General features: G+C 61.2%; 8 protein-coding genes, 1 tRNA gene and 6 rRNA genes. 14 read left to right on the forward strand and 1 reads right to left on the reverse strand.

The genetic code is table 11. The annotated features are described in order from the left end of the window. Positions 1–273 precede the first annotated feature (273 nt). The 12 genes from HUN07_RS03255 to rrf (HUN07_RS03310) all read left to right on the forward strand — a co-directional run bounded on the left by HUN07_RS03255 (position 274) and on the right by rrf (HUN07_RS03310) (position 17,805). On the forward strand, positions 274–477 hold the full coding sequence (locus HUN07_RS03255; RefSeq protein ID WP_005515803.1) for a cold-shock protein: 204 nt from the start codon (positions 274–276) through the stop codon (positions 475–477). Positions 478–654: 177 nt separating this feature from the next. Beyond that, complete coding sequence (locus tag HUN07_RS03260; RefSeq protein WP_114721033.1) at positions 655–1,239, forward strand: hypothetical protein; 585 nt, start codon at positions 655–657, stop codon at positions 1,237–1,239. Between the two features lie 144 nt (positions 1,240–1,383). Further along, positions 1,384–4,290 carry a type I DNA topoisomerase gene (gene topA / locus HUN07_RS03265; RefSeq protein WP_174907901.1) on the forward strand — a complete coding sequence of 969 codons (2,907 nt, stop codon included), beginning with the start codon at positions 1,384–1,386 and terminating at the stop codon, positions 4,288–4,290. 35 nt (positions 4,291–4,325) lie between these two features. Further along, a complete protein-coding gene (locus HUN07_RS03270; protein WP_174907903.1) occupies positions 4,326–5,513 on the forward strand; it encodes a DNA polymerase III subunit delta' in 1,188 nt (395 codons plus the stop codon). A gap of 60 nt (positions 5,514–5,573) precedes the next feature. Then, positions 5,574–5,646, forward strand: a tRNA-Thr gene (locus HUN07_RS03275). A gap of 342 nt (positions 5,647–5,988) precedes the next feature. Further along, positions 5,989–6,186, forward strand: coding sequence for a hypothetical protein (locus tag HUN07_RS03280; RefSeq protein ID WP_031939866.1), 198 nt, complete (start codon positions 5,989–5,991; stop codon positions 6,184–6,186). 486 nt (positions 6,187–6,672) lie between these two features. Continuing rightward, positions 6,673–8,190: ribosomal RNA gene (locus tag HUN07_RS03285) — 16S ribosomal RNA — on the forward strand. A gap of 334 nt (positions 8,191–8,524) precedes the next feature. Then, positions 8,525–11,656: ribosomal RNA gene (locus tag HUN07_RS03290) — 23S ribosomal RNA — on the forward strand. Positions 11,657–11,784: 128 nt separating this feature from the next. Beyond that, positions 11,785–11,901, forward strand: a 5S ribosomal RNA gene (gene rrf / locus HUN07_RS03295). 671 nt (positions 11,902–12,572) lie between these two features. Further along, a 16S ribosomal RNA gene (locus tag HUN07_RS03300) occupies positions 12,573–14,089 on the forward strand. Positions 14,090–14,426: 337 nt separating this feature from the next. After that, a 23S ribosomal RNA gene (locus HUN07_RS03305) occupies positions 14,427–17,560 on the forward strand. 128 nt (positions 17,561–17,688) lie between these two features. Next, positions 17,689–17,805 (forward strand): 5S ribosomal RNA (rrf, locus tag HUN07_RS03310). The 16S, 23S and 5S rRNA genes sit together here, the layout of an rRNA operon. Before the next feature lie 118 nt (positions 17,806–17,923). Here rrf (HUN07_RS03310) and HUN07_RS03315 read toward each other — a convergent pair. Then, a complete protein-coding gene (locus tag HUN07_RS03315) occupies positions 17,924–18,508 on the reverse strand; it encodes a hypothetical protein (RefSeq protein WP_174907905.1) in 585 nt (194 codons plus the stop codon). 83 nt (positions 18,509–18,591) lie between these two features. Here HUN07_RS03315 and HUN07_RS03320 point away from each other — a divergent pair, with 83 nt between their 5' ends. After that, positions 18,592–19,281: a FadR/GntR family transcriptional regulator gene (locus HUN07_RS03320; RefSeq protein WP_441346796.1), complete on the forward strand. Its 690-nt coding sequence runs from the start codon at positions 18,592–18,594 to the stop codon at positions 19,279–19,281. Continuing rightward, positions 19,278–20,099, forward strand: a complete 822-nt coding sequence (locus tag HUN07_RS03325) for an ABC transporter ATP-binding protein (RefSeq protein ID WP_254622777.1) — start codon at positions 19,278–19,280, stop codon at positions 20,097–20,099. Before HUN07_RS03320 ends, HUN07_RS03325 begins: the two co-directional genes overlap by 4 nt. Positions 20,100–20,117 lie beyond the last annotated feature (18 nt).

Below are 20,117 nucleotides of genomic sequence, written 5' to 3' on the forward strand. Positions count from 1 at the left end.
GGGTGTACCCGACAGTAGTTGGAGTGGCACTTGGTGCAAGATCAACTATTTGCAGTTTTTGTTCGTCTTTCGACTGTTGCGGGCGCGTCGGACGTGGTTGACTATGACCTGGTCGCAGCTTCTGTGTTCGTTTAAACGCCCGCAGGATCGATGTTGCGAGCGCGGTGCTTATGCGTTCCTGAGGGGGAATCGAGAAAGTACAGCGGTCGGAACCGGCCCGATGGACCGGAAGTGCTGTCCATCGAATCCGGTGTAAGAAAGAGAAGGAAAAGCATGGCACAGGGCACTGTGAAGTGGTTCAACGCGGAAAAGGGCTTCGGCTTCATCGCACCCGAGGACGGCTCCGCTGACGTCTTCGTCCACTACTCGGAGATCCAGGGCAGCGGCTTCCGCACCCTCGAGGAGAACCAGCGCGTCGAGTTCGAGGTCGGCCAGGGCACCAAGGGTCCGCAGGCCACCGGCGTTCGCGCGATCTGATCTGTTCACCAACTGAACGATTGATTCAAGGTCGGTCCTACTGACCGCTGCCTGACTCGTCCCCTGCCACCGGCAACGGTGGTGGGGGACGAGTTCGTTGTGGGGTGATTCCCCGTCCCGCGTGGCAGATGCGCGATCCGCGGGAATGACGCGGGATCTTGGCCTACTGTCCACCTTGTGGCTCAGCTGTCGTTCTTCTCCGCCGAGTCGGTGCCGCCTGCGGTCGCCGACCTCGGTGGCCTGCTCGCGGCGCAGGGGCAGGTGGTCACCTCGAAGGAGGGGGCCCGGGTATCCGTCGTTGTCGACAGCAGGTGGCGGGCCGAGGCGATCGCCCAACTGATGCGGGACGCAGGCCTGGACGCCGAGATCAGTACATCCGAGGAGGGGCGCCCGCTGGTGCGCACGGCCCCGGTTCCGCAGCTGGCGGATCTGGCGACGCAGTGGACACGCGGCGCCGTCAAAGCGGTACCGGACGGTTGGATTCCGGGATCCCGGGAGCAACGAGCGTGGGTACTGGCATCGGGACGGGTCGAGGCGGACGGCCAGCGTTACGTGCTCGGCCTCGACCCGCACGCCCCCGACACGCACGTGGTGCTCGCCCAATCGCTGATGCGGGCGGGGGTGGCGCCGACGATCGTCGGAATTCGGGGGGCCTCCCCGGGATTGCGCATTTCGGGTCGAAGACGGCTCATGCATCTCGCCGAGAACATCGGTCTGCCGCCCGACGATGTCGATGCCCGACGTAACTGGCCGCACATTTGAGCGAACGGAGCGGGACGGATATGCGCGTTCATCTTCCTGGTGTGACACCCTGTAACTGACCGGACCCGGTATAACGGGGGCGGAGACGAGATTCGCATCAGGTGCGCAGCGGCACTGATCGAGCATGAAAGGTGCGGACAGCTGGTGGCATCACGGGAGAAGAGCACGGCGGACGGAGCGTCCGCCACGCGCCGCCTCGTCATCGTCGAGTCACCGACGAAGGCCAAGAAGATCGCGCCCTACCTCGGCAAGAATTACGTCGTGGAGGCCTCGGTCGGGCACATCCGCGACCTGCCGCGTGGCGCCGCCGACGTACCCGCGAAGTACAAGGGTGAGCCGTGGGCCCGGCTCGGTGTGAACGTCGACCACGACTTCGAGCCGCTGTATGTGGTCAGCCCTGAGAAGAAGTCGAAGGTCACCGAGCTCAAGAGTCTGCTGAAGGACGCCGACGAGCTCTACCTCGCAACCGACCCCGACCGCGAGGGCGAGGCCATCGCCTGGCATCTCCTCGAGACGCTCAAGCCCAAGATCCCGGTCCGTCGGATGGTGTTCCACGAGATCACCGAGCCCGCGATTCGCGCGGCCGCCGAGGACACCCGCGATCTCGACAACGATCTGGTCGATGCGCAGGAGACTCGCCGCATCCTCGACCGTTTGTACGGCTACGAGGTCAGCCCGGTGCTGTGGAAGAAGGTCATGCCGCGGCTCTCGGCGGGCCGTGTCCAGTCTGTTGCGACGCGCGTCATCGTGCAGCGCGAACGTGAACGGATGGCGTTCCGGTCGGCGTCGTACTGGGACATCTCGGCCACGCTCGACGCGGGCGCCGAAACCAGCCCCCGCAACTTCGGTGCGCGTCTGGTGGCGGTCGACGGCGCTCGTGTCGCGGCCGGTCGTGATTTCGGACCCGACGGCAAGCTCAAGTCCAGCGGCGTCACCGTGCTCGACGAGGCCTACGCGCGCCGGCTCGCGGAGGCGCTCGAGGGCGTCGACCTGGTCGTTTCGTCCGCAGAGGACAAGCCGTACACCCGTAAGCCGTACGCGCCGTTCATGACGTCGACGCTGCAGCAGGAGGCCGCGCGCAAGCTGCGCTTCACCTCGGAGCGGACGATGCGGATCGCGCAGCGTCTGTACGAGAACGGCTACATCACCTACATGCGAACCGACTCGACCACGTTGTCGCAGTCGGCGATCTCCGCGGCCCGCGCGCAGGCCACCGAGCTGTACGGCGCCGAGTACGTGCACTCGAGCCCGCGTCAGTACACCCGCAAGGTGAAGAACGCGCAGGAGGCACACGAGGCGATCCGCCCCGCCGGCGACGTGTTCCAGACCCCCGGCCAGCTGCATTCGCGTCTCGACAACGACGAGTTCCGCCTGTACGAGCTGATCTGGCAGCGCACGGTCGCGTCGCAGATGGCCGACGCTCGCGGCACCACTCTGACGCTGCGGATCACCGGCACCGCCGGCACCGGCGAGGAGTGCACCTTCTCGTCGTCGGGTCGCACCATCACGTTCCCGGGCTTCCTCAAGGCGTACGTGGAGAGCGTCGACGAGGAGGCCGGTGGCCAGTCCGACGACGCCGAGTCGCGCCTGCCCGCGCTGACGCAGGGCCAGGGGGTGACCGCCACCAAGCTCGACCCGGACGGCCACACCACCAACCCGCCGGCCCGCTACACCGAGGCCAGTCTCATCAAGTCCCTCGAAGAACTCGGGATCGGCCGACCGTCGACGTACTCGTCGATCATCAAGACCATCCTCGACCGCGGCTACGTCTACAAGCGCGGCAGCGCGCTCGTTCCGTCGTGGGTCGCGTTCGCGGTGATCGGCCTGCTCGAGTCGCATTTCGGTCGGCTCGTGGACTTCGACTTCACGGCTGCGATGGAGGACGACCTCGACGAGATCGCCGGCGGCCGCGAACAGCGCGGCAACTGGTTGTCGGGGTTCTACTTCGGCGACACGGCGGCGGCCGACGACTCGATCGCGCGCGCTGGCGGCCTGAAGAAGATGGTCGGTGAGAACCTCGAGGACATCGACGCACGCGAGATCAACTCGATCCGGCTGTTCGACGACGCCGAGGGCCGCGAGGTCCACGTGCGGGTCGGCCGTTTCGGTCCGTACCTCGAACGCATGGTGCAGAACCCGGACGACCCGGACGGCGATCCGATCTCGCAGCGCGCCAACCTGCCCGACGACCTGCCGCCGGATGAGCTCACCCCGGAGTACGCGGAGAAGCTGTTCTCGACCCCGCAGGAGGGACGCAAGCTGGGCGTCGATCCGCTCACCGGGCACGAGATTGTCGCGAAGGAGGGCCGTTTCGGCCCGTACGTGACCGAGATCCTGCCCGAGCCCGCCCGGGAGCCGGAGCCGGACATCGTCCCGGTCGAGACCTCAGCCGACGGCACCGTCAAGACCAAGGCCGCCGCGAAGAAGGCACCGGCAAAGAAAGCCGCGAAGAAGGCTGCCGGCCCCAAGCCGCGCACCGGCTCGCTGCTCAAGTCGATGGATCTGGAGACCGTCACGCTCGAGGATGCGCTGCGCCTGCTGTCGCTGCCGCGCGTCGTCGGTGTCGATCCCGAATCGAAGGAAGAGATCACCGCGCAGAACGGCCGCTACGGGCCGTACCTGAAGAAGGGCACCGATTCTCGTTCGCTGGAGAACGAGGAACAGATGTTCACGGTGACCCTCGAGGATGCGCTCAAGATCTATGCCGAGCCCAAGCGGCGCGGACGCCAGGCTTCGGCGGCGGCCCCGCTGCGCGAACTCGGCAACGATTCCGCGACCGGCAAGCCGATGGTGATCAAGGACGGCCGCTTCGGCCCGTACGTCACCGACGGCGAGACCAACGCCAGCCTGCGCAAGGGCGACGAGGTCGAGTCGATCACCGACGAGCGTGCGTCCGAACTGCTGGCCGACCGTCGGGCCCGTGGTCCGGTGAAGAAGAAGGCCGCGGCGAAGAAGGCGCCGGCCAAGAAGGCTGCCGCGAAGAAGACGGCGGCCAAGAAGGCGCCCGCGAAGAAAGCTGCGGCGAAGAAGACCACGGCCGAGAAGCCGTGACCCGACTCGTCGGCACGGATCGTTAGGCTCGGCGCGTGGCGGGTGTATTCGATCGACTGGTCGGCCAGGAGCATGTCGAGGCCGAGCTGACGGCTGCCGCCACCGCCGCGCGCGGGGGCGACGCCGGTTCGCGGATGACGCACTCGTGGCTGTTCACCGGCCCGCCCGGCTCCGGCCGCTCGGTCGCGGCGCTCTGCTTCGCGGCGGCACTGCAGTGCACCTCCGACGGCGCACCGGGCTGCGGCCACTGCCAGGCCTGCACCACGACGATGGCCGGCACCCACGGTGACGTCCGGCGGGTGGTGCCCGAGGGACTGAGCATCAGCGTCAGCGAGATGCGCGGCATCGTGCAGACGGCGTCGCGCCGGCCCAGCACCGGGCGGTGGCAGGTCGTCGTGATCGAGGATGCCGACCGGCTCACCGAGGGCGCCGCCAACGCGCTGCTCAAGGTTGTCGAGGAGCCGCCGGACCGTACCGTGTTCCTGCTGTGCGCGCCGTCGGTCGACCCGCAGGACATTTCCGTCACTCTTCGGTCGCGTTGTCGGCACGTTCCGCTGGTGACGCCGTCGGTCGACGCGATCGCCCAGGTTCTGCGCGAACGCGATCAGCTCGACCCCGAAACCGCAGACTGGGCGGCGTCCATCTGTGGTGGCCATGTCGGGCGTGCCCGACGCCTCGCGAGTGACGAGGACGCGCGGTCCCGCCGCAAGCGGGCGCTGTCACTGGCGAAGGCGGCGATGCGGCCGGGCACTGCTTATGCCGCGGCCGAGGAACTCGTCCAAGCCGCCGACCTCGAAGCCAAGGAGCTCACCGCCGAACGGGACGAGCGGGAGACCGAGGAACTGCGGACGGCGCTGGGTGCCGGCGGCACCGGCAAGGGTGCGGCCGGTGCGCTGCGCGGTTCGGCCGGTGTACTCAAGGATCTGGAACGACGCCAGAAGTCGCGGGCCACGCGAACCGGCCGGGATTCGCTCGATCGCGCGCTGATGGATCTTGCAGGTTTGTACCGCGATGCACTGGCCTACTCGTTCGGGTCGGGCGCGACGCCCAACCATCCGGACATGTCCGAGCAGGCCGCCGACCTGGCATCCCGGACGTCGCGGGAAGGATTGCTGCGCTGTATCGAGGCGATCCTCGACTGCCGGGAGGCGCTGGACATGAACGTCAAGCCCAAGTTCGCGGCCGACGCGCTCGTGGCGCGACTGGGCGCGGAGTTCGCGTAGAGACCCCGATTTGCTTTCGGGGCGGGGGTACACGCTAGACTCGCACGCGCCGAGAGGCACGCTGCCTTAGCTCAGTCGGTAGAGCATTTCACTCGTAATGAAAAGGTCGCGAGTTCGATTCTCGCAGGCAGCTCCGAAAGGGCCCCTCACCTGGGAAACCAGGTGAGGGGCCCTTTTTCGTCGGTGAGCGCGCACGCCGATCCGGGCTCCGGTGGAAGGAGCGGAGCCGGCCGTGCCCGCCGCGGACGCCATCACCACCGATGCGGTCCTCTGTCGGCGGACAATGGAGTGCACGGGAGGGTCCAGTCCCGACAGAAGGGTTGGCAGTGCTGATCGAGATCTTCTGGTTGATCTTGTTGATCGGTGCGCTCGTGATGCTGATCCCGACGGCGAAACGGGCGTTCCGACGAAACGATGACGACTGACCTGTCCGAACCGCTCGACAAGGGTGGTCGAGACCCGCCATGCTCGGAAGGTGAGCGAATCACTGAAGGTCCGCGTCCGGGAGAAGCTGTTGCGGCAGCTGGCGGAGAACGGCGGACACCCGGTCGAGGAGTTCGAGGGAGACGATCCGCGACTCGTCGCGATCGACGGCGACCTGGCCGCACTCGACGAAGTTGCGGAGGACGACCCTCTCGTCGAAGAGTTGGCCGCCAAGTACTGGGTCCCGTAGTCCCTCAGTACGCGATTGGCGGGCCTTTCGGGCCGTTCGGGGCCTCTGACCAGGCGGTTTGGCATTCGGTGACAGCTTCGCGTAACTTATTCCAGGTCAGAGCGACACGGACACCGACCCGGACCTGAGGGACTGGGAAAACGAGGTTGTACGGAGAGCGCCTGGCGAATCTGCTTCGATCGGTTCTGGTTCACGGATTTGCGTCCGGGTACGGATCTGGTTAGGCTGGAACAGTTGCCCCGAAACGAGGAGCCTGAGGGTTTCGAGTGGTGGTGTGCGTGTGTTCTTTGAGAACTCAACAGTGTGTCGATGAATGTCAGTGCCAATTTTTTGGTACCTCGCATCCTTTTTGGGTGCGGGTTTGCTGATCGTTCCATTCTTCCGTCTGGGATGGTCAGCGCAACAGCTAGTTTGAGTTTATTTTGCTAGTGATTTGACTCGATGTCTATGACTGATTGCCGGCTTTGGCTGGCCAATCTAGAGTCTTCAACGGAGAGTTTGATCCTGGCTCAGGACGAACGCTGGCGGCGTGCTTAACACATGCAAGTCGAGCGGTAAGGCCCTTCGGGGTACACGAGCGGCGAACGGGTGAGTAACACGTGGGTGATCTGCCCTGCACTTCGGGATAAGCCTGGGAAACTGGGTCTAATACCGGATATGAGCCTCCACTGCATGGTGGGGGTTGGAAAGGTTTACTGGTGCAGGATGGGCCCGCGGCCTATCAGCTTGTTGGTGGGGTAATGGCCTACCAAGGCGACGACGGGTAGCCCGGCCTGAGAGGGCGACCGGCCACACTGGGACTGAGACACGGCCCAGACTCCTACGGGAGGCAGCAGTGGGGAATATTGCACAATGGGCGAAAGCCTGATGCAGCGACGCCGCGTGAGGGATGACGGCCTTCGGGTTGTAAACCTCTTTCAGCAGGGACGAAGCGAGAGTGACGGTACCTGCAGAAGAAGCACCGGCCAACTACGTGCCAGCAGCCGCGGTAATACGTAGGGTGCGAGCGTTGTCCGGAATTACTGGGCGTAAAGAGCTCGTAGGCGGTTTGTCGCGTCGTCTCTGAAAACCAGCAGCTCAACTGCTGGCTTGCAGGCGATACGGGCAGACTTGAGTACTGCAGGGGAGACTGGAATTCCTGGTGTAGCGGTGAAATGCGCAGATATCAGGAGGAACACCGGTGGCGAAGGCGGGTCTCTGGGCAGTAACTGACGCTGAGGAGCGAAAGCGTGGGTAGCGAACAGGATTAGATACCCTGGTAGTCCACGCCGTAAACGGTGGGCGCTAGGTGTGGGTTTCCTTCCACGGGATCCGTGCCGTAGCTAACGCATTAAGCGCCCCGCCTGGGGAGTACGGCCGCAAGGCTAAAACTCAAAGGAATTGACGGGGGCCCGCACAAGCGGCGGAGCATGTGGATTAATTCGATGCAACGCGAAGAACCTTACCTGGGTTTGACATATACCGGAAAGCCGTAGAGATACGGCCCCCCTTGTGGTCGGTATACAGGTGGTGCATGGCTGTCGTCAGCTCGTGTCGTGAGATGTTGGGTTAAGTCCCGCAACGAGCGCAACCCTTGTCCTGTGTTGCCAGCGCGTAATGGCGGGGACTCGCAGGAGACTGCCGGGGTCAACTCGGAGGAAGGTGGGGACGACGTCAAGTCATCATGCCCCTTATGTCCAGGGCTTCACACATGCTACAATGGCCGGTACAGAGGGCTGCGATACCGTGAGGTGGAGCGAATCCCTTAAAGCCGGTCTCAGTTCGGATCGGGGTCTGCAACTCGACCCCGTGAAGTCGGAGTCGCTAGTAATCGCAGATCAGCAACGCTGCGGTGAATACGTTCCCGGGCCTTGTACACACCGCCCGTCACGTCATGAAAGTCGGTAACACCCGAAGCCGGTGGCCTAACCCTTGTGGAGGGAGCCGTCGAAGGTGGGATCGGCGATTGGGACGAAGTCGTAACAAGGTAGCCGTACCGGAAGGTGCGGCTGGATCACCTCCTTTCTAAGGAGCATTCTCCTTCTCGGACTCACACACTGGTGTGAGGGGAGTAAGGCAGAGGCCGTTTAGTGAACACATGTTTCACTGCGGTTGCTCATGGGTGGAACACTGACAAGCATTCTTCTTCGCTACCGCTGGCCACTGTGCCCGGCGGGAAGAGAGTTATATCGGCATACTGTTGGGTCCTGAGAGAACACGCGAGTGTTTTTCTCCAGGAAGAAACGATCCTGTTCGGATGTCAGGCAGACCGCGCTACTTCGGTGGTGGGCATGGTGTTGACGCGAGTTCGAGCGGGGTGTGTTGTTTGAGAACTGCACAGTGGACGCGAGCATCTTTGTTGTAAGTAATGAAGAGCGTACGGTGGATGCCTTGGCACCAGGAGCCGATGAAGGACGTAGGAGGCTGCGATAAGCCTCGGGGAGCTGTCAACCGAGCTGAGATCCGAGGATTTCCGAATGGGGAAACCCAGCCACAGTGATGTGTGGTTACCCGCGCCTGAATATATAGGGCGTGTGGAGGGAACGTGGGGAAGTGAAACATCTCAGTACCCACAGGAAGAGAAAACAATAGTGATTCCGTGAGTAGTGGCGAGCGAAAGCGGAAGAGGCTAAACCATGGATGTGTGATAGCCGGCGGGCGTTGCATTCGTGGGGTTGTGGGATCCATTTTGTCAATTCTGCCGGGTTGGCCAACAGTAAGAAATCATCGTGTTAGTCGAAGTGGTCTGGAACGGCCTGTCGTAGAGGGTGAGAATCCCGTAGACGAAAACATGGTGACTGTTGTAGTGGACACCCAAGTAGCAGCGGGCCCGTGAAATCTGCTGTGAATCTGTCGGGACCACCCGATAAGCCTGAATACTCCCTGGTGACCGATAGCGGACTAGTACCGTGAGGGAAAGGTGAAAAGTACCCCGGGAGGGGAGTGAAATAGTACCTGAAACCGTGCGCTTACAATCCGTCAGAGCCTTCGAACACTTCGGTGTTGGGGGTGATGGCGTGCCTTTTGAAGAATGAGCCTGCGAGTTAGCGGCATGTCGCGAGGTTAACCCGTGTGGGGTAGCCGTAGCGAAAGCGAGTCCGAATAGGGCGTCCGTAGTGGCATGTTCTAGACCCGAAGCGGAGTGATCTACCCATGGCCAGGGTGAAGCGACGGTAAGACGTCGTGGAGGCCCGAACCCACTTAGGTTGAAAACTGAGGGGATGAGCTGTGGGTAGGGGTGAAAGGCCAATCAAACTCCGTGATAGCTGGTTCTCCCCGAAATGCATTTAGGTGCAGCGTCGCGTGTTTCACTCTGGAGGTAGAGCTACTGGATGGCCGATGGGCCCCACAAGGTTACTGACGTCAGCCAAACTCCGAATGCCAGAGTGTGAGAGCGCGGCAGTGAGACTGCGGGGGATAAGCTTCGTAGTCGAGAGGGAAACAGCCCAGATCGCCGGCTAAGGCCCCTAAGCGTGTACTAAGTGGAAAAGGATGTGGGGTCGCGAAGACAACCAGGAGGTTGGCTTAGAAGCAGCCACCCTTGAAAGAGTGCGTAATAGCTCACTGGTCAAGTGATCCTGCGCCGACAATGTAGCGGGGCTCAAGTACACCGCCGAAGCCGCGGCATTCACATAACACCCATTTCCTCCTGCGGGGGGTTGTGCAGTGGTGTGGATGGGTAGGGGAGCGTCGTGCAGCCATGGAAGCAGCGGGGTGACCTAGTTGTGGAGGCTGCACGAGTGAGAATGCAGGCATGAGTAGCGAAAGACGAGTGAGAAACTCGTCCGCCGAATGACCAAGGGTTCCTGGGCCAGGTTAATCCGCCCAGGGTGAGTCGGGACCTAAGGCGAGGCCGACAGGCGTAGTCGATGGACAACGGGTTGATATTCCCGTACCCGTGTGAACGCGCCCCTGGTGAATCAGTGATACTAACCGTCCTGAAGCGTCCTTACTTCCCTTCGGGGAACCTGGATGTGGATGCACGGGACCTGATCTGGTAGTAGCCAAGCGATGGGGTGACGCAGGAAGGTAGCTGAGCCAGTCAGTGGTAATACTGGTGTAAGCGTGTAGGGCGTGGCCTAGGCAAATCCGGGTCACATACAGCCTGAGACGTGATGCGTAGCCGATTGAGGCGAATTCAGTGATCCTATGCTGCCGAGAAAAGCCTCTAGCGAGCTTTCACACGGCCCGTACCCCAAACCGACACAGGTGGTCAGGTAGAGAATACTAAGGCGATCGAGATAACTGTGGTTAAGGAACTCGGCAAAATGCCCCCGTAACTTCGGGAGAAGGGGGGCCTCGTCTGGTGATCCAACTTGCTTGGTGAGCTGGGTGGGGCCGCAGAGACCAGAGAGAAGCGACTGTTTACTAAAAACACAGGTCCGTGCGAAGTCGTAAGACGATGTATACGGACTGACGCCTGCCCGGTGCTGGAAGGTTAAGAGGACCGGTTAGCCAGCAATGGCGAAGCTGAGAATTTAAGCCCCAGTAAACGGCGGTGGTAACTATAACCATCCTAAGGTAGCGAAATTCCTTGTCGGGTAAGTTCCGACCTGCACGAATGGCGTAACGACTTCTCTGCTGTCTCAACCACAGACTCGGCGAAATTGCATTACGAGTAAAGATGCTCGTTACGCGCGGCAGGACGAAAAGACCCCGGGACCTTCACTATAGCTTGGTATTGGTGTTCGGTTCGGTTTGTGTAGGATAGGTGGGAGACTGTGAAGCGGGCACGCCAGTGTTCGTGGAGTCGTTGTTGAAATACCACTCTGATCGTATTGGACATCTAACCTCGGACCATGATCTGGTTCAGGGACAGTGCCTGGTGGGTAGTTTAACTGGGGCGGTTGCCTCCCAAAATGTAACGGAGGCGCCCAAAGGTTCCCTCAGCCTGGTTGGCAATCAGGTGTTGAGTGCAAGTGCACAAGGGAGCTTGACTGTGAGACTGACAGGTCGAGCAGGGACGAAAGTCGGGACTAGTGATCCGGCACCGGCAAGTGGAAGCGGTGTCGCTCAACGGATAAAAGGTACCCCGGGGATAACAGGCTGATCTTCCCCAAGAGTCCATATCGACGGGATGGTTTGGCACCTCGATGTCGGCTCGTCGCATCCTGGGGCTGGAGTAGGTCCCAAGGGTTGGGCTGTTCGCCCATTAAAGCGGCACGCGAGCTGGGTTTAGAACGTCGTGAGACAGTTCGGTCTCTATCCGCCGCGCGCGTTAGAAACTTGAGGAAGGCTGTCCCTAGTACGAGAGGACCGGGACGGACGAACCTCTGGTGTGCCAGTTGTTCCGCCAGGAGCACTGCTGGTTAGCTACGTTCGGAAGGGATAACCGCTGAAAGCATCTAAGCGGGAAGCCTGTTCCAAGATGAGGTTTCTCACCCCCCTCGGGGGTAAGGCCCCCCGGCAGACCACCGGGTTGATAGGCCAGAACTGGAAGCACGGTAACGTGTGGAGGTGACTGGTACTAATAGGCCGAGGACTTACCACAAAGAAGCTACGCGTCCACTGTGCGGTATCTGAAACAACACACAGATACCATTCACCCCCAACACCCCAGGTCTTGTGCCGGCGGGTGGTTCGGGCGGGGGAATTGAATGTGTGACAGTTTCATAGAGTTACGGCGGCCATAGCGGAGGGGAAACGCCCGGTCCCATTCCGAACCCGGAAGCTAAGCCCTCCAGCGCCGATGGTACTGCACCCGACAGGGTGTGGGAGAGTAGGACACCGCCGAACACCCTTTCACCGAAGGCCCCCACCCATCAGGGTGGGGGCCTTCGGCATTTCCGTACCACGACCCTTTTCGGTTATGCGTGGACAGGACCCGGACCCTGCCGACGATGGCCCGGCCCCGCCGAGCCGGCAGGTGCCGGCGCACTCCGTGGATGTCCTGCGCACGCAAGCTTCGGGATGTTTCGACCAAATCGCATGCCTTGACCAGGCGATTTGGTAATGCGCGTCGGGTTCGCGTAACTTATTCCAAGTCAGAGCGACACGGACACCGACCCGGACCTGAGGGACTGGGAAAACGAGGTAGTACGGAGAGCGCCTGAAAATCCGAGTGTGAAACATCCTGTAGGATGGTGGAGCGCGTTCGGGTGGCCGACAAAGTAGCGGATTTGCGTCCGAGACTTGGTTCGGTTAGGCTGGAACAGTTGCCCCGAAACGAGGAGCCTGAGGGTTTCGAGTGGTGGTGTGCGTGTGTTCTTTGAGAACTCAACAGTGTGTCGATGAATGTCAGTGCCAATTTTTTGGTACCTCGCATCCTTTTTGGGTGCGGGTTTGCTGATCGTTCCATTCTTCCGTCTGGGATGGTCAGCGCAACAGCTAGTTTGAGTTTATTTTGCTAGTGATTTGACTCGATGTCTATGACTGATTGCCGGCTTTGGCTGGCCAATCTAGAGTCTTCAACGGAGAGTTTGATCCTGGCTCAGGACGAACGCTGGCGGCGTGCTTAACACATGCAAGTCGAGCGGTAAGGCCCTTCGGGGTACACGAGCGGCGAACGGGTGAGTAACACGTGGGTGATCTGCCCTGCACTTCGGGATAAGCCTGGGAAACTGGGTCTAATACCGGATATGAGCCTCCACTGCATGGTGGGGGTTGGAAAGGTTTACTGGTGCAGGATGGGCCCGCGGCCTATCAGCTTGTTGGTGGGGTAATGGCCTACCAAGGCGACGACGGGTAGCCGGCCTGAGAGGGCGACCGGCCACACTGGGACTGAGACACGGCCCAGACTCCTACGGGAGGCAGCAGTGGGGAATATTGCACAATGGGCGAAAGCCTGATGCAGCGACGCCGCGTGAGGGATGACGGCCTTCGGGTTGTAAACCTCTTTCAGCAGGGACGAAGCGAGAGTGACGGTACCTGCAGAAGAAGCACCGGCCAACTACGTGCCAGCAGCCGCGGTAATACGTAGGGTGCGAGCGTTGTCCGGAATTACTGGGCGTAAAGAGCTCGTAGGCGGTTTGTCGCGTCGTCTCAGAAAACCAGCAGCTCAACTGCTGGCTTGCAGGCGATACGGGCAGACTTGAGTACTGCAGGGGAGACTGGAATTCCTGGTGTAGCGGTGAAATGCGCAGATATCAGGAGGAACACCGGTGGCGAAGGCGGGTCTCTGGGCAGTAACTGACGCTGAGGAGCGAAAGCGTGGGTAGCGAACAGGATTAGATACCCTGGTAGTCCACGCCGTAAACGGTGGGCGCTAGGTGTGGGTTTCCTTCCACGGGATCCGTGCCGTAGCTAACGCATTAAGCGCCCCGCCTGGGGAGTACGGCCGCAAGGCTAAAACTCAAAGGAATTGACGGGGGCCCGCACAAGCGGCGGAGCATGTGGATTAATTCGATGCAACGCGAAGAACCTTACCTGGGTTTGACATATACCGGAAAGCCGTAGAGATACGGCCCCCCTTGTGGTCGGTATACAGGTGGTGCATGGCTGTCGTCAGCTCGTGTCGTGAGATGTTGGGTTAAGTCCCGCAACGAGCGCAACCCTTGTCCTGTGTTGCCAGCGCGTAATGGCGGGGACTCGCAGGAGACTGCCGGGGTCAACTCGGAGGAAGGTGGGGACGACGTCAAGTCATCATGCCCCTTATGTCCAGGGCTTCACACATGCTACAATGGCCGGTACAGAGGGCTGCGATACCGTGAGGTGGAGCGAATCCCTTAAAGCCGGTCTCAGTTCGGATCGGGGTCTGCAACTCGACCCCGTGAAGTCGGAGTCGCTAGTAATCGCAGATCAGCAACGCTGCGGTGAATACGTTCCCGGGCCTTGTACACACCGCCCGTCACGTCATGAAAGTCGGTAACACCCGAAGCCGGTGGCCTAACCCTTGTGGAGGGAGCCGTCGAAGGTGGGATCGGCGATTGGGACGAAGTCGTAACAAGGTAGCCGTACCGGAAGGTGCGGCTGGATCACCTCCTTTCTAAGGAGCATTCTCCAGTGCAGGTGCAACACAGGTTGCTACTTGGCTGGCAGAGCCCGTTTCTGTTCCCACATGTGGAGCGGCGGGCGCTCATGGGTGGAACACTGACTACCTCATCCGCGTATCGGGTGGCCAACATGGCCGGCCGGCGGACGATATATCGGCATACTGTTGGGTCCTGAGAGAACACGCGAGTGTTTTTCTCCAGGAAGAAACGACAAGCGGGAAACGCAGGTCAAACCGCGGTGAGGGTGTGAGCCCATGCCGGTCCGGTGTCTGCATGAGTTTCCTGGTTGTGTGTTGTTTGAGAACTGCACAGTGGACGCGAGCATCTTTGTTGTAAGTAATGAAGAGCGTACGGTGGATGCCTTGGCACCAGGAGCCGATGAAGGACGTAGGAGGCTGCGATAAGCCTCGGGGAGCTGTCAACCGAGCTGAGATCCGAGGATTTCCGAATGGGGAAACCCAGCCACAGTGATGTGTGGTTACCCGCGCCTGAATATATAGGGCGTGTGGAGGGAACGTGGGGAAGTGAAACATCTCAGTACCCACAGGAAGAGAAAACAATAGTGATTCCGTGAGTAGTGGCGAGCGAAAGCGGAAGAGGCTAAACCATGGATGTGTGATAGCCGGCGGGCGTTGCATTCGTGGGGTTGTGGGATCCATTTTGTCAATTCTGCCGGGTTGGCCAACAGTAAGAAATCATCGTGTTAGTCGAAGTGGTCTGGAACGGCCTGTCGTAGAGGGTGAGAATCCCGTAGACGAAAACATGGTGACTGTTGTAGTGGACACCCAAGTAGCAGCGGGCCCGTGAAATCTGCTGTGAATCTGTCGGGACCACCCGATAAGCCTGAATACTCCCTGGTGACCGATAGCGGACTAGTACCGTGAGGGAAAGGTGAAAAGTACCCCGGGAGGGGAGTGAAATAGTACCTGAAACCGTGCGCTTACAATCCGTCAGAGCCTTCGAACACTTCGGTGTTGGGGGTGATGGCGTGCCTTTTGAAGAATGAGCCTGCGAGTTAGCGGCATGTCGCGAGGTTAACCCGTGTGGGGTAGCCGTAGCGAAAGCGAGTCCGAATAGGGCGTCCGTAGTGGCATGTTCTAGACCCGAAGCGGAGTGATCTACCCATGGCCAGGGTGAAGCGACGGTAAGACGTCGTGGAGGCCCGAACCCACTTAGGTTGAAAACTGAGGGGATGAGCTGTGGGTAGGGGTGAAAGGCCAATCAAACTCCGTGATAGCTGGTTCTCCCCGAAATGCATTTAGGTGCAGCGTCGCGTGTTTCACTCTGGAGGTAGAGCTACTGGATGGCCGATGGGCCCCACAAGGTTACTGACGTCAGCCAAACTCCGAATGCCAGAGTGTGAGAGCGCGGCAGTGAGACTGCGGGGGATAAGCTTCGTAGTCGAGAGGGAAACAGCCCAGATCGCCGGCTAAGGCCCCTAAGCGTGTACTAAGTGGAAAAGGATGTGGGGTCGCGAAGACAACCAGGAGGTTGGCTTAGAAGCAGCCACCCTTGAAAGAGTGCGTAATAGCTCACTGGTCAAGTGATCCTGCGCCGACAATGTAGCGGGGCTCAAGTACACCGCCGAAGCCGCGGCATTCACATAACACCCATTTCCTCCTGCGGGGGGTTGTGCAGTGGTGTGGATGGGTAGGGGGAGCGTCGTGCAGCCATGGAAGCAGCGGGGTGACCTAGTTGTGGAGGCTGCACGAGTGAGAATGCAGGCATGAGTAGCGAAAGACGAGTGAGAAACTCGTCCGCCGAATGACCAAGGGTTCCTGGGCCAGGTTAATCCGCCCAGGGTGAGTCGGGACCTAAGGCGAGGCCGACAGGCGTAGTCGATGGACAACGGGTTGATATTCCCGTACCCGTGTGAACGCGCCCCTGGTGAATCAGTGATACTAACCGTCCTGAAGCGTCCTTACTTCCCTTCGGGGAACCTGGATGTGGATGCACGGGACCTGATCTGGTAGTAGCCAAGCGATGGGGTGACGCAGGAAGGTAGCTGAGCCAGTCAGTGGTAATACTGGTGTAAGCGTGTAGGGCGTGGCCTAGGCAAATCCGGGTCACATACAGCCTGAGACGTGATGCGTAGCCGATTGAGGCGAATTCAGTGATCCTATGCTGCCGAGAAAAGCCTCTAGCGAGCTTTCACACGGCCCGTACCCCAAACCGACACAGGTGGTCAGGTAGAGAATACTAAGGCGATCGAGATAACTGTGGTTAAGGAACTCGGCAAAATGCCCCCGTAACTTCGGGAGAAGGGGGGCCTCGTCTGGTGATCCAACTTGCTTGGTGAGCTGGGTGGGGCCGCAGAGACCAGAGAGAAGCGACTGTTTACTAAAAACACAGGTCCGTGCGAAGTCGTAAGACGATGTATACGGACTGACGCCTGCCCGGTGCTGGAAGGTTAAGAGGACCGGTTAGCCAGCAATGGCGAAGCTGAGAATTTAAGCCCCAGTAAACGGCGGTGGTAACTATAACCATCCTAAGGTAGCGAAATTCCTTGTCGGGTAAGTTCCGACCTGCACGAATGGCGTAACGACTTCTCTGCTGTCTCAACCACAGACTCGGCGAAATTGCATTACGAGTAAAGATGCTCGTTACGCGCGGCAGGACGAAAAGACCCCGGGACCTTCACTATAGCTTGGTATTGGTGTTCGGTTCGGTTTGTGTAGGATAGGTGGGAGACTGTGAAGCGGGCACGCCAGTGTTCGTGGAGTCGTTGTTGAAATACCACTCTGATCGTATTGGACATCTAACCTCGGACCATGATCTGGTTCAGGGACAGTGCCTGGTGGGTAGTTTAACTGGGGCGGTTGCCTCCCAAAATGTAACGGAGGCGCCCAAAGGTTCCCTCAGCCTGGTTGGCAATCAGGTGTTGAGTGCAAGTGCACAAGGGAGCTTGACTGTGAGACTGACAGGTCGAGCAGGGACGAAAGTCGGGACTAGTGATCCGGCACCGGCAAGTGGAAGCGGTGTCGCTCAACGGATAAAAGGTACCCCGGGGATAACAGGCTGATCTTCCCCAAGAGTCCATATCGACGGGATGGTTTGGCACCTCGATGTCGGCTCGTCGCATCCTGGGGCTGGAGTAGGTCCCAAGGGTTGGGCTGTTCGCCCATTAAAGCGGCACGCGAGCTGGGTTTAGAACGTCGTGAGACAGTTCGGTCTCTATCCGCCGCGCGCGTTAGAAACTTGAGGAAGGCTGTCCCTAGTACGAGAGGACCGGGACGGACGAACCTCTGGTGTGCCAGTTGTTCCGCCAGGAGCACTGCTGGTTAGCTACGTTCGGAAGGGATAACCGCTGAAAGCATCTAAGCGGGAAGCCTGTTCCAAGATGAGGTTTCTCACCCCCTCGAGGGGGGTAAGGCCCCCGGCAGACCACCGGGTTGATAGGCCAGAACTGGAAGCACGGTAACGTGTGGAGGTGACTGGTACTAATAGGCCGAGGACTTACCACAAAGAAGCTACGCGTCCACTGTGCGGTATCTGAAACAACACACAGATACCATTCACCCCCAACACCCCAGGTCTTGTGCCGGCGGGTGGTTCGGGCGGGGGAATTGAATGTGTGACAGTTTCATAGAGTTACGGCGGCCATAGCGGAGGGGAAACGCCCGGTCCCATTCCGAACCCGGAAGCTAAGCCCTCCAGCGCCGATGGTACTGCACCCGACAGGGTGTGGGAGAGTAGGACACCGCCGAACACCCTTTCACCGAAGGCCCCCACCCATCAGGGTGGGGGCCTTCGGCATTTCCGTACCACGACCCTTCTCGGCCATTCTCGGTTCGCAATGCACGAGATTTCGACGCCATTCGGCGGCATCAGAAATCGAGAAATCCCGGGACGACAATCTGGGCCGCCCCCTTGCTGTCGAGTCGCCCGTAGAAGTACACCGAGCCGTAACCGAACAGGTATTCCTCGACGAATTCCGGGTCCGGTGCGTCGGAGACCGGCCACCCCTCCTCGTTCACCTGGAACAAGAATCGATACCCGTCGGCCTCCACGGCGTGCGCATAGGACGGTTCGTTCTGGATCAGGACGGGATCCCCGGCGATCCGCACGAACGGCGCTTCCTCCGCGTCGACCGGTGCGGAGATCAGCGCAGCGCTGCCCAGTCCCGGGTGCCGGCCAACGATCCCGTCGCCGCGACCGGACGGCTCGTGCAGGACCGCGTGCACCCCGATATCGGGGTACTCCAGGTCGTCGTCGCCGATCGTGAACCCTCGCCGGACGAACACCGACAGTTCCCGTCCCAGGAGCCACTCGGCCGCACTTGCCGCCAGGGTGAGCAGGTAGTCGTGGGTCTCGACCAGTGTGTCGCCGGCGAAACACCGCGGCGGATTCCCGCCGACCCGTGATCCCTCTCGTCGGTCGACGGGGGCGATCGCGAGATGCACTGGTTCCATTCGTCGAATAGTAGGTTCAGGCCCCTCGCGGCATAGACATCAGACGTCTGATGTCTATACGCTGGCGATCGGAGGTGGTCGTCGTGACCGAGCACGCATTGCACAGTGGGCCGTTGGTTCCGCAGCTGGAAGCGTTGCTGGCGCAGCGGATCCGTACCGGTGAATGGGCGGTCGGCGAGCGGATACCGAGTGAGACGGAACTGGCAACCGAGATCGGTGTCGGCCGATCCTCCGTCCGGGAGGCTGTCCGGTTGCTCGTCCGCGACGGACTGCTGGATGTACGCCGTGGAATCGGGACGTTCGTCGTGGAGCCTCAGACCGGCGATCCAGGTCTGGAGCAGTTGTTGCGCCGCTCGCGCATCCTCGAGGTCCTGGAGGTGCGCCGCGCACTCGAGGCGGAGGCGGCCCGGCTCGCCGCCGAGCGTGCTCACCCGGAGGGTCTCGCAAAGGTCCGGCGTCAGCTGGCCGAGCGTCATGCCCGGCAACCGCTCGACGCCGAGGCGTTCGTCGAAGCCGATCTCGACTTCCACCAGGCGGTCGTCGAACTCGCCGGCAACTCGGTGCTGTCCGCGCTCTTCGCCTCCGTACGGCCGGTGCTGCACGAGGTGCTCGTCGAGATGGTCCGGAACGAACCGATACCGGACACCGCCTGTGCGCACGACGCGCTGGTGCACGCCCTCGAGGAGGGCGACCCGACGGCCGCGGTCGCCGCGACGGAGGCGAACCTCGATCCCGTGATGGCCACGCTCCGTGAGGAAGGACCACGCCCGTGAGTACCCGGATCCACCGAGAGGTCGTGCTGAGCGCCGAGAACGTCGACCTCGTGCGCGACGGACGTCCGCTGCTGAACGGGATCGACGTCCAGATCGAGCAGGGGCAGCACTGGGTGTTGCTGGGCGCCAACGGTGCCGGCAAGAGCACGCTGCTGAGCCTGCTCGGTGCGGTCGCCCATCCCACCCGAGGCACCGTGCACGTGCTCGGCCACCGACTGGGCCGCGTCGACATGCGTGAACTGCGCTCGCACATCGGGCACGTCAACCCGCGGCACGTCGTCGAACGTCCGCTGACCGTGCGCGACATCGTCCTCACCGGGCTGACGAACACCCCCGAGTTCGCGCAGCGGTGGCAGCCCACCGAGGCGGACCGGGAGCGGGCGGAGGAATTGATCGCGATGATGGGCATGTCGGAGCGGCTCGAAGCGCGCTGGCCGGTCCTGTCGCAGGGGGAGCGGGGCCGGGCATTGATCGCGCGGGCGTTGATGCCGGACCCGCCGGTCCTGCTGCTCGACGAGCCCGCCACCGGGCTGGACCTCGCGGCTCGGGAGCAGTTGCTGACCGCGCTCGACGAGATGCGTGCGCAGCATCCGTCGATGGCCAGCATCCTGGTGACCCACCACATCGAGGAGATCCCGACGACCACCACGCACGCGATCCTGATACGTGACGGCGTCATCATCGCGCAGGGGTCCGCAGCGTCGGTGATCACCACCGAGCGCATCAGCGAGTGCTTCGACCATCCGATCGACATTCTTCGCAACGGTGGGCGGTATTCCGCGCAGGCTCGTGCTCCGAAGGTGGGCTCGACAGCCTGACCCCCGGGTCCCGGGAGA

Origin of the sequence: Rhodococcus sp. W8901 (genome assembly GCF_013348805.1) — a bacterium.
GTDB lineage: Bacteria > Actinomycetota > Actinomycetes > Mycobacteriales > Mycobacteriaceae > Prescottella.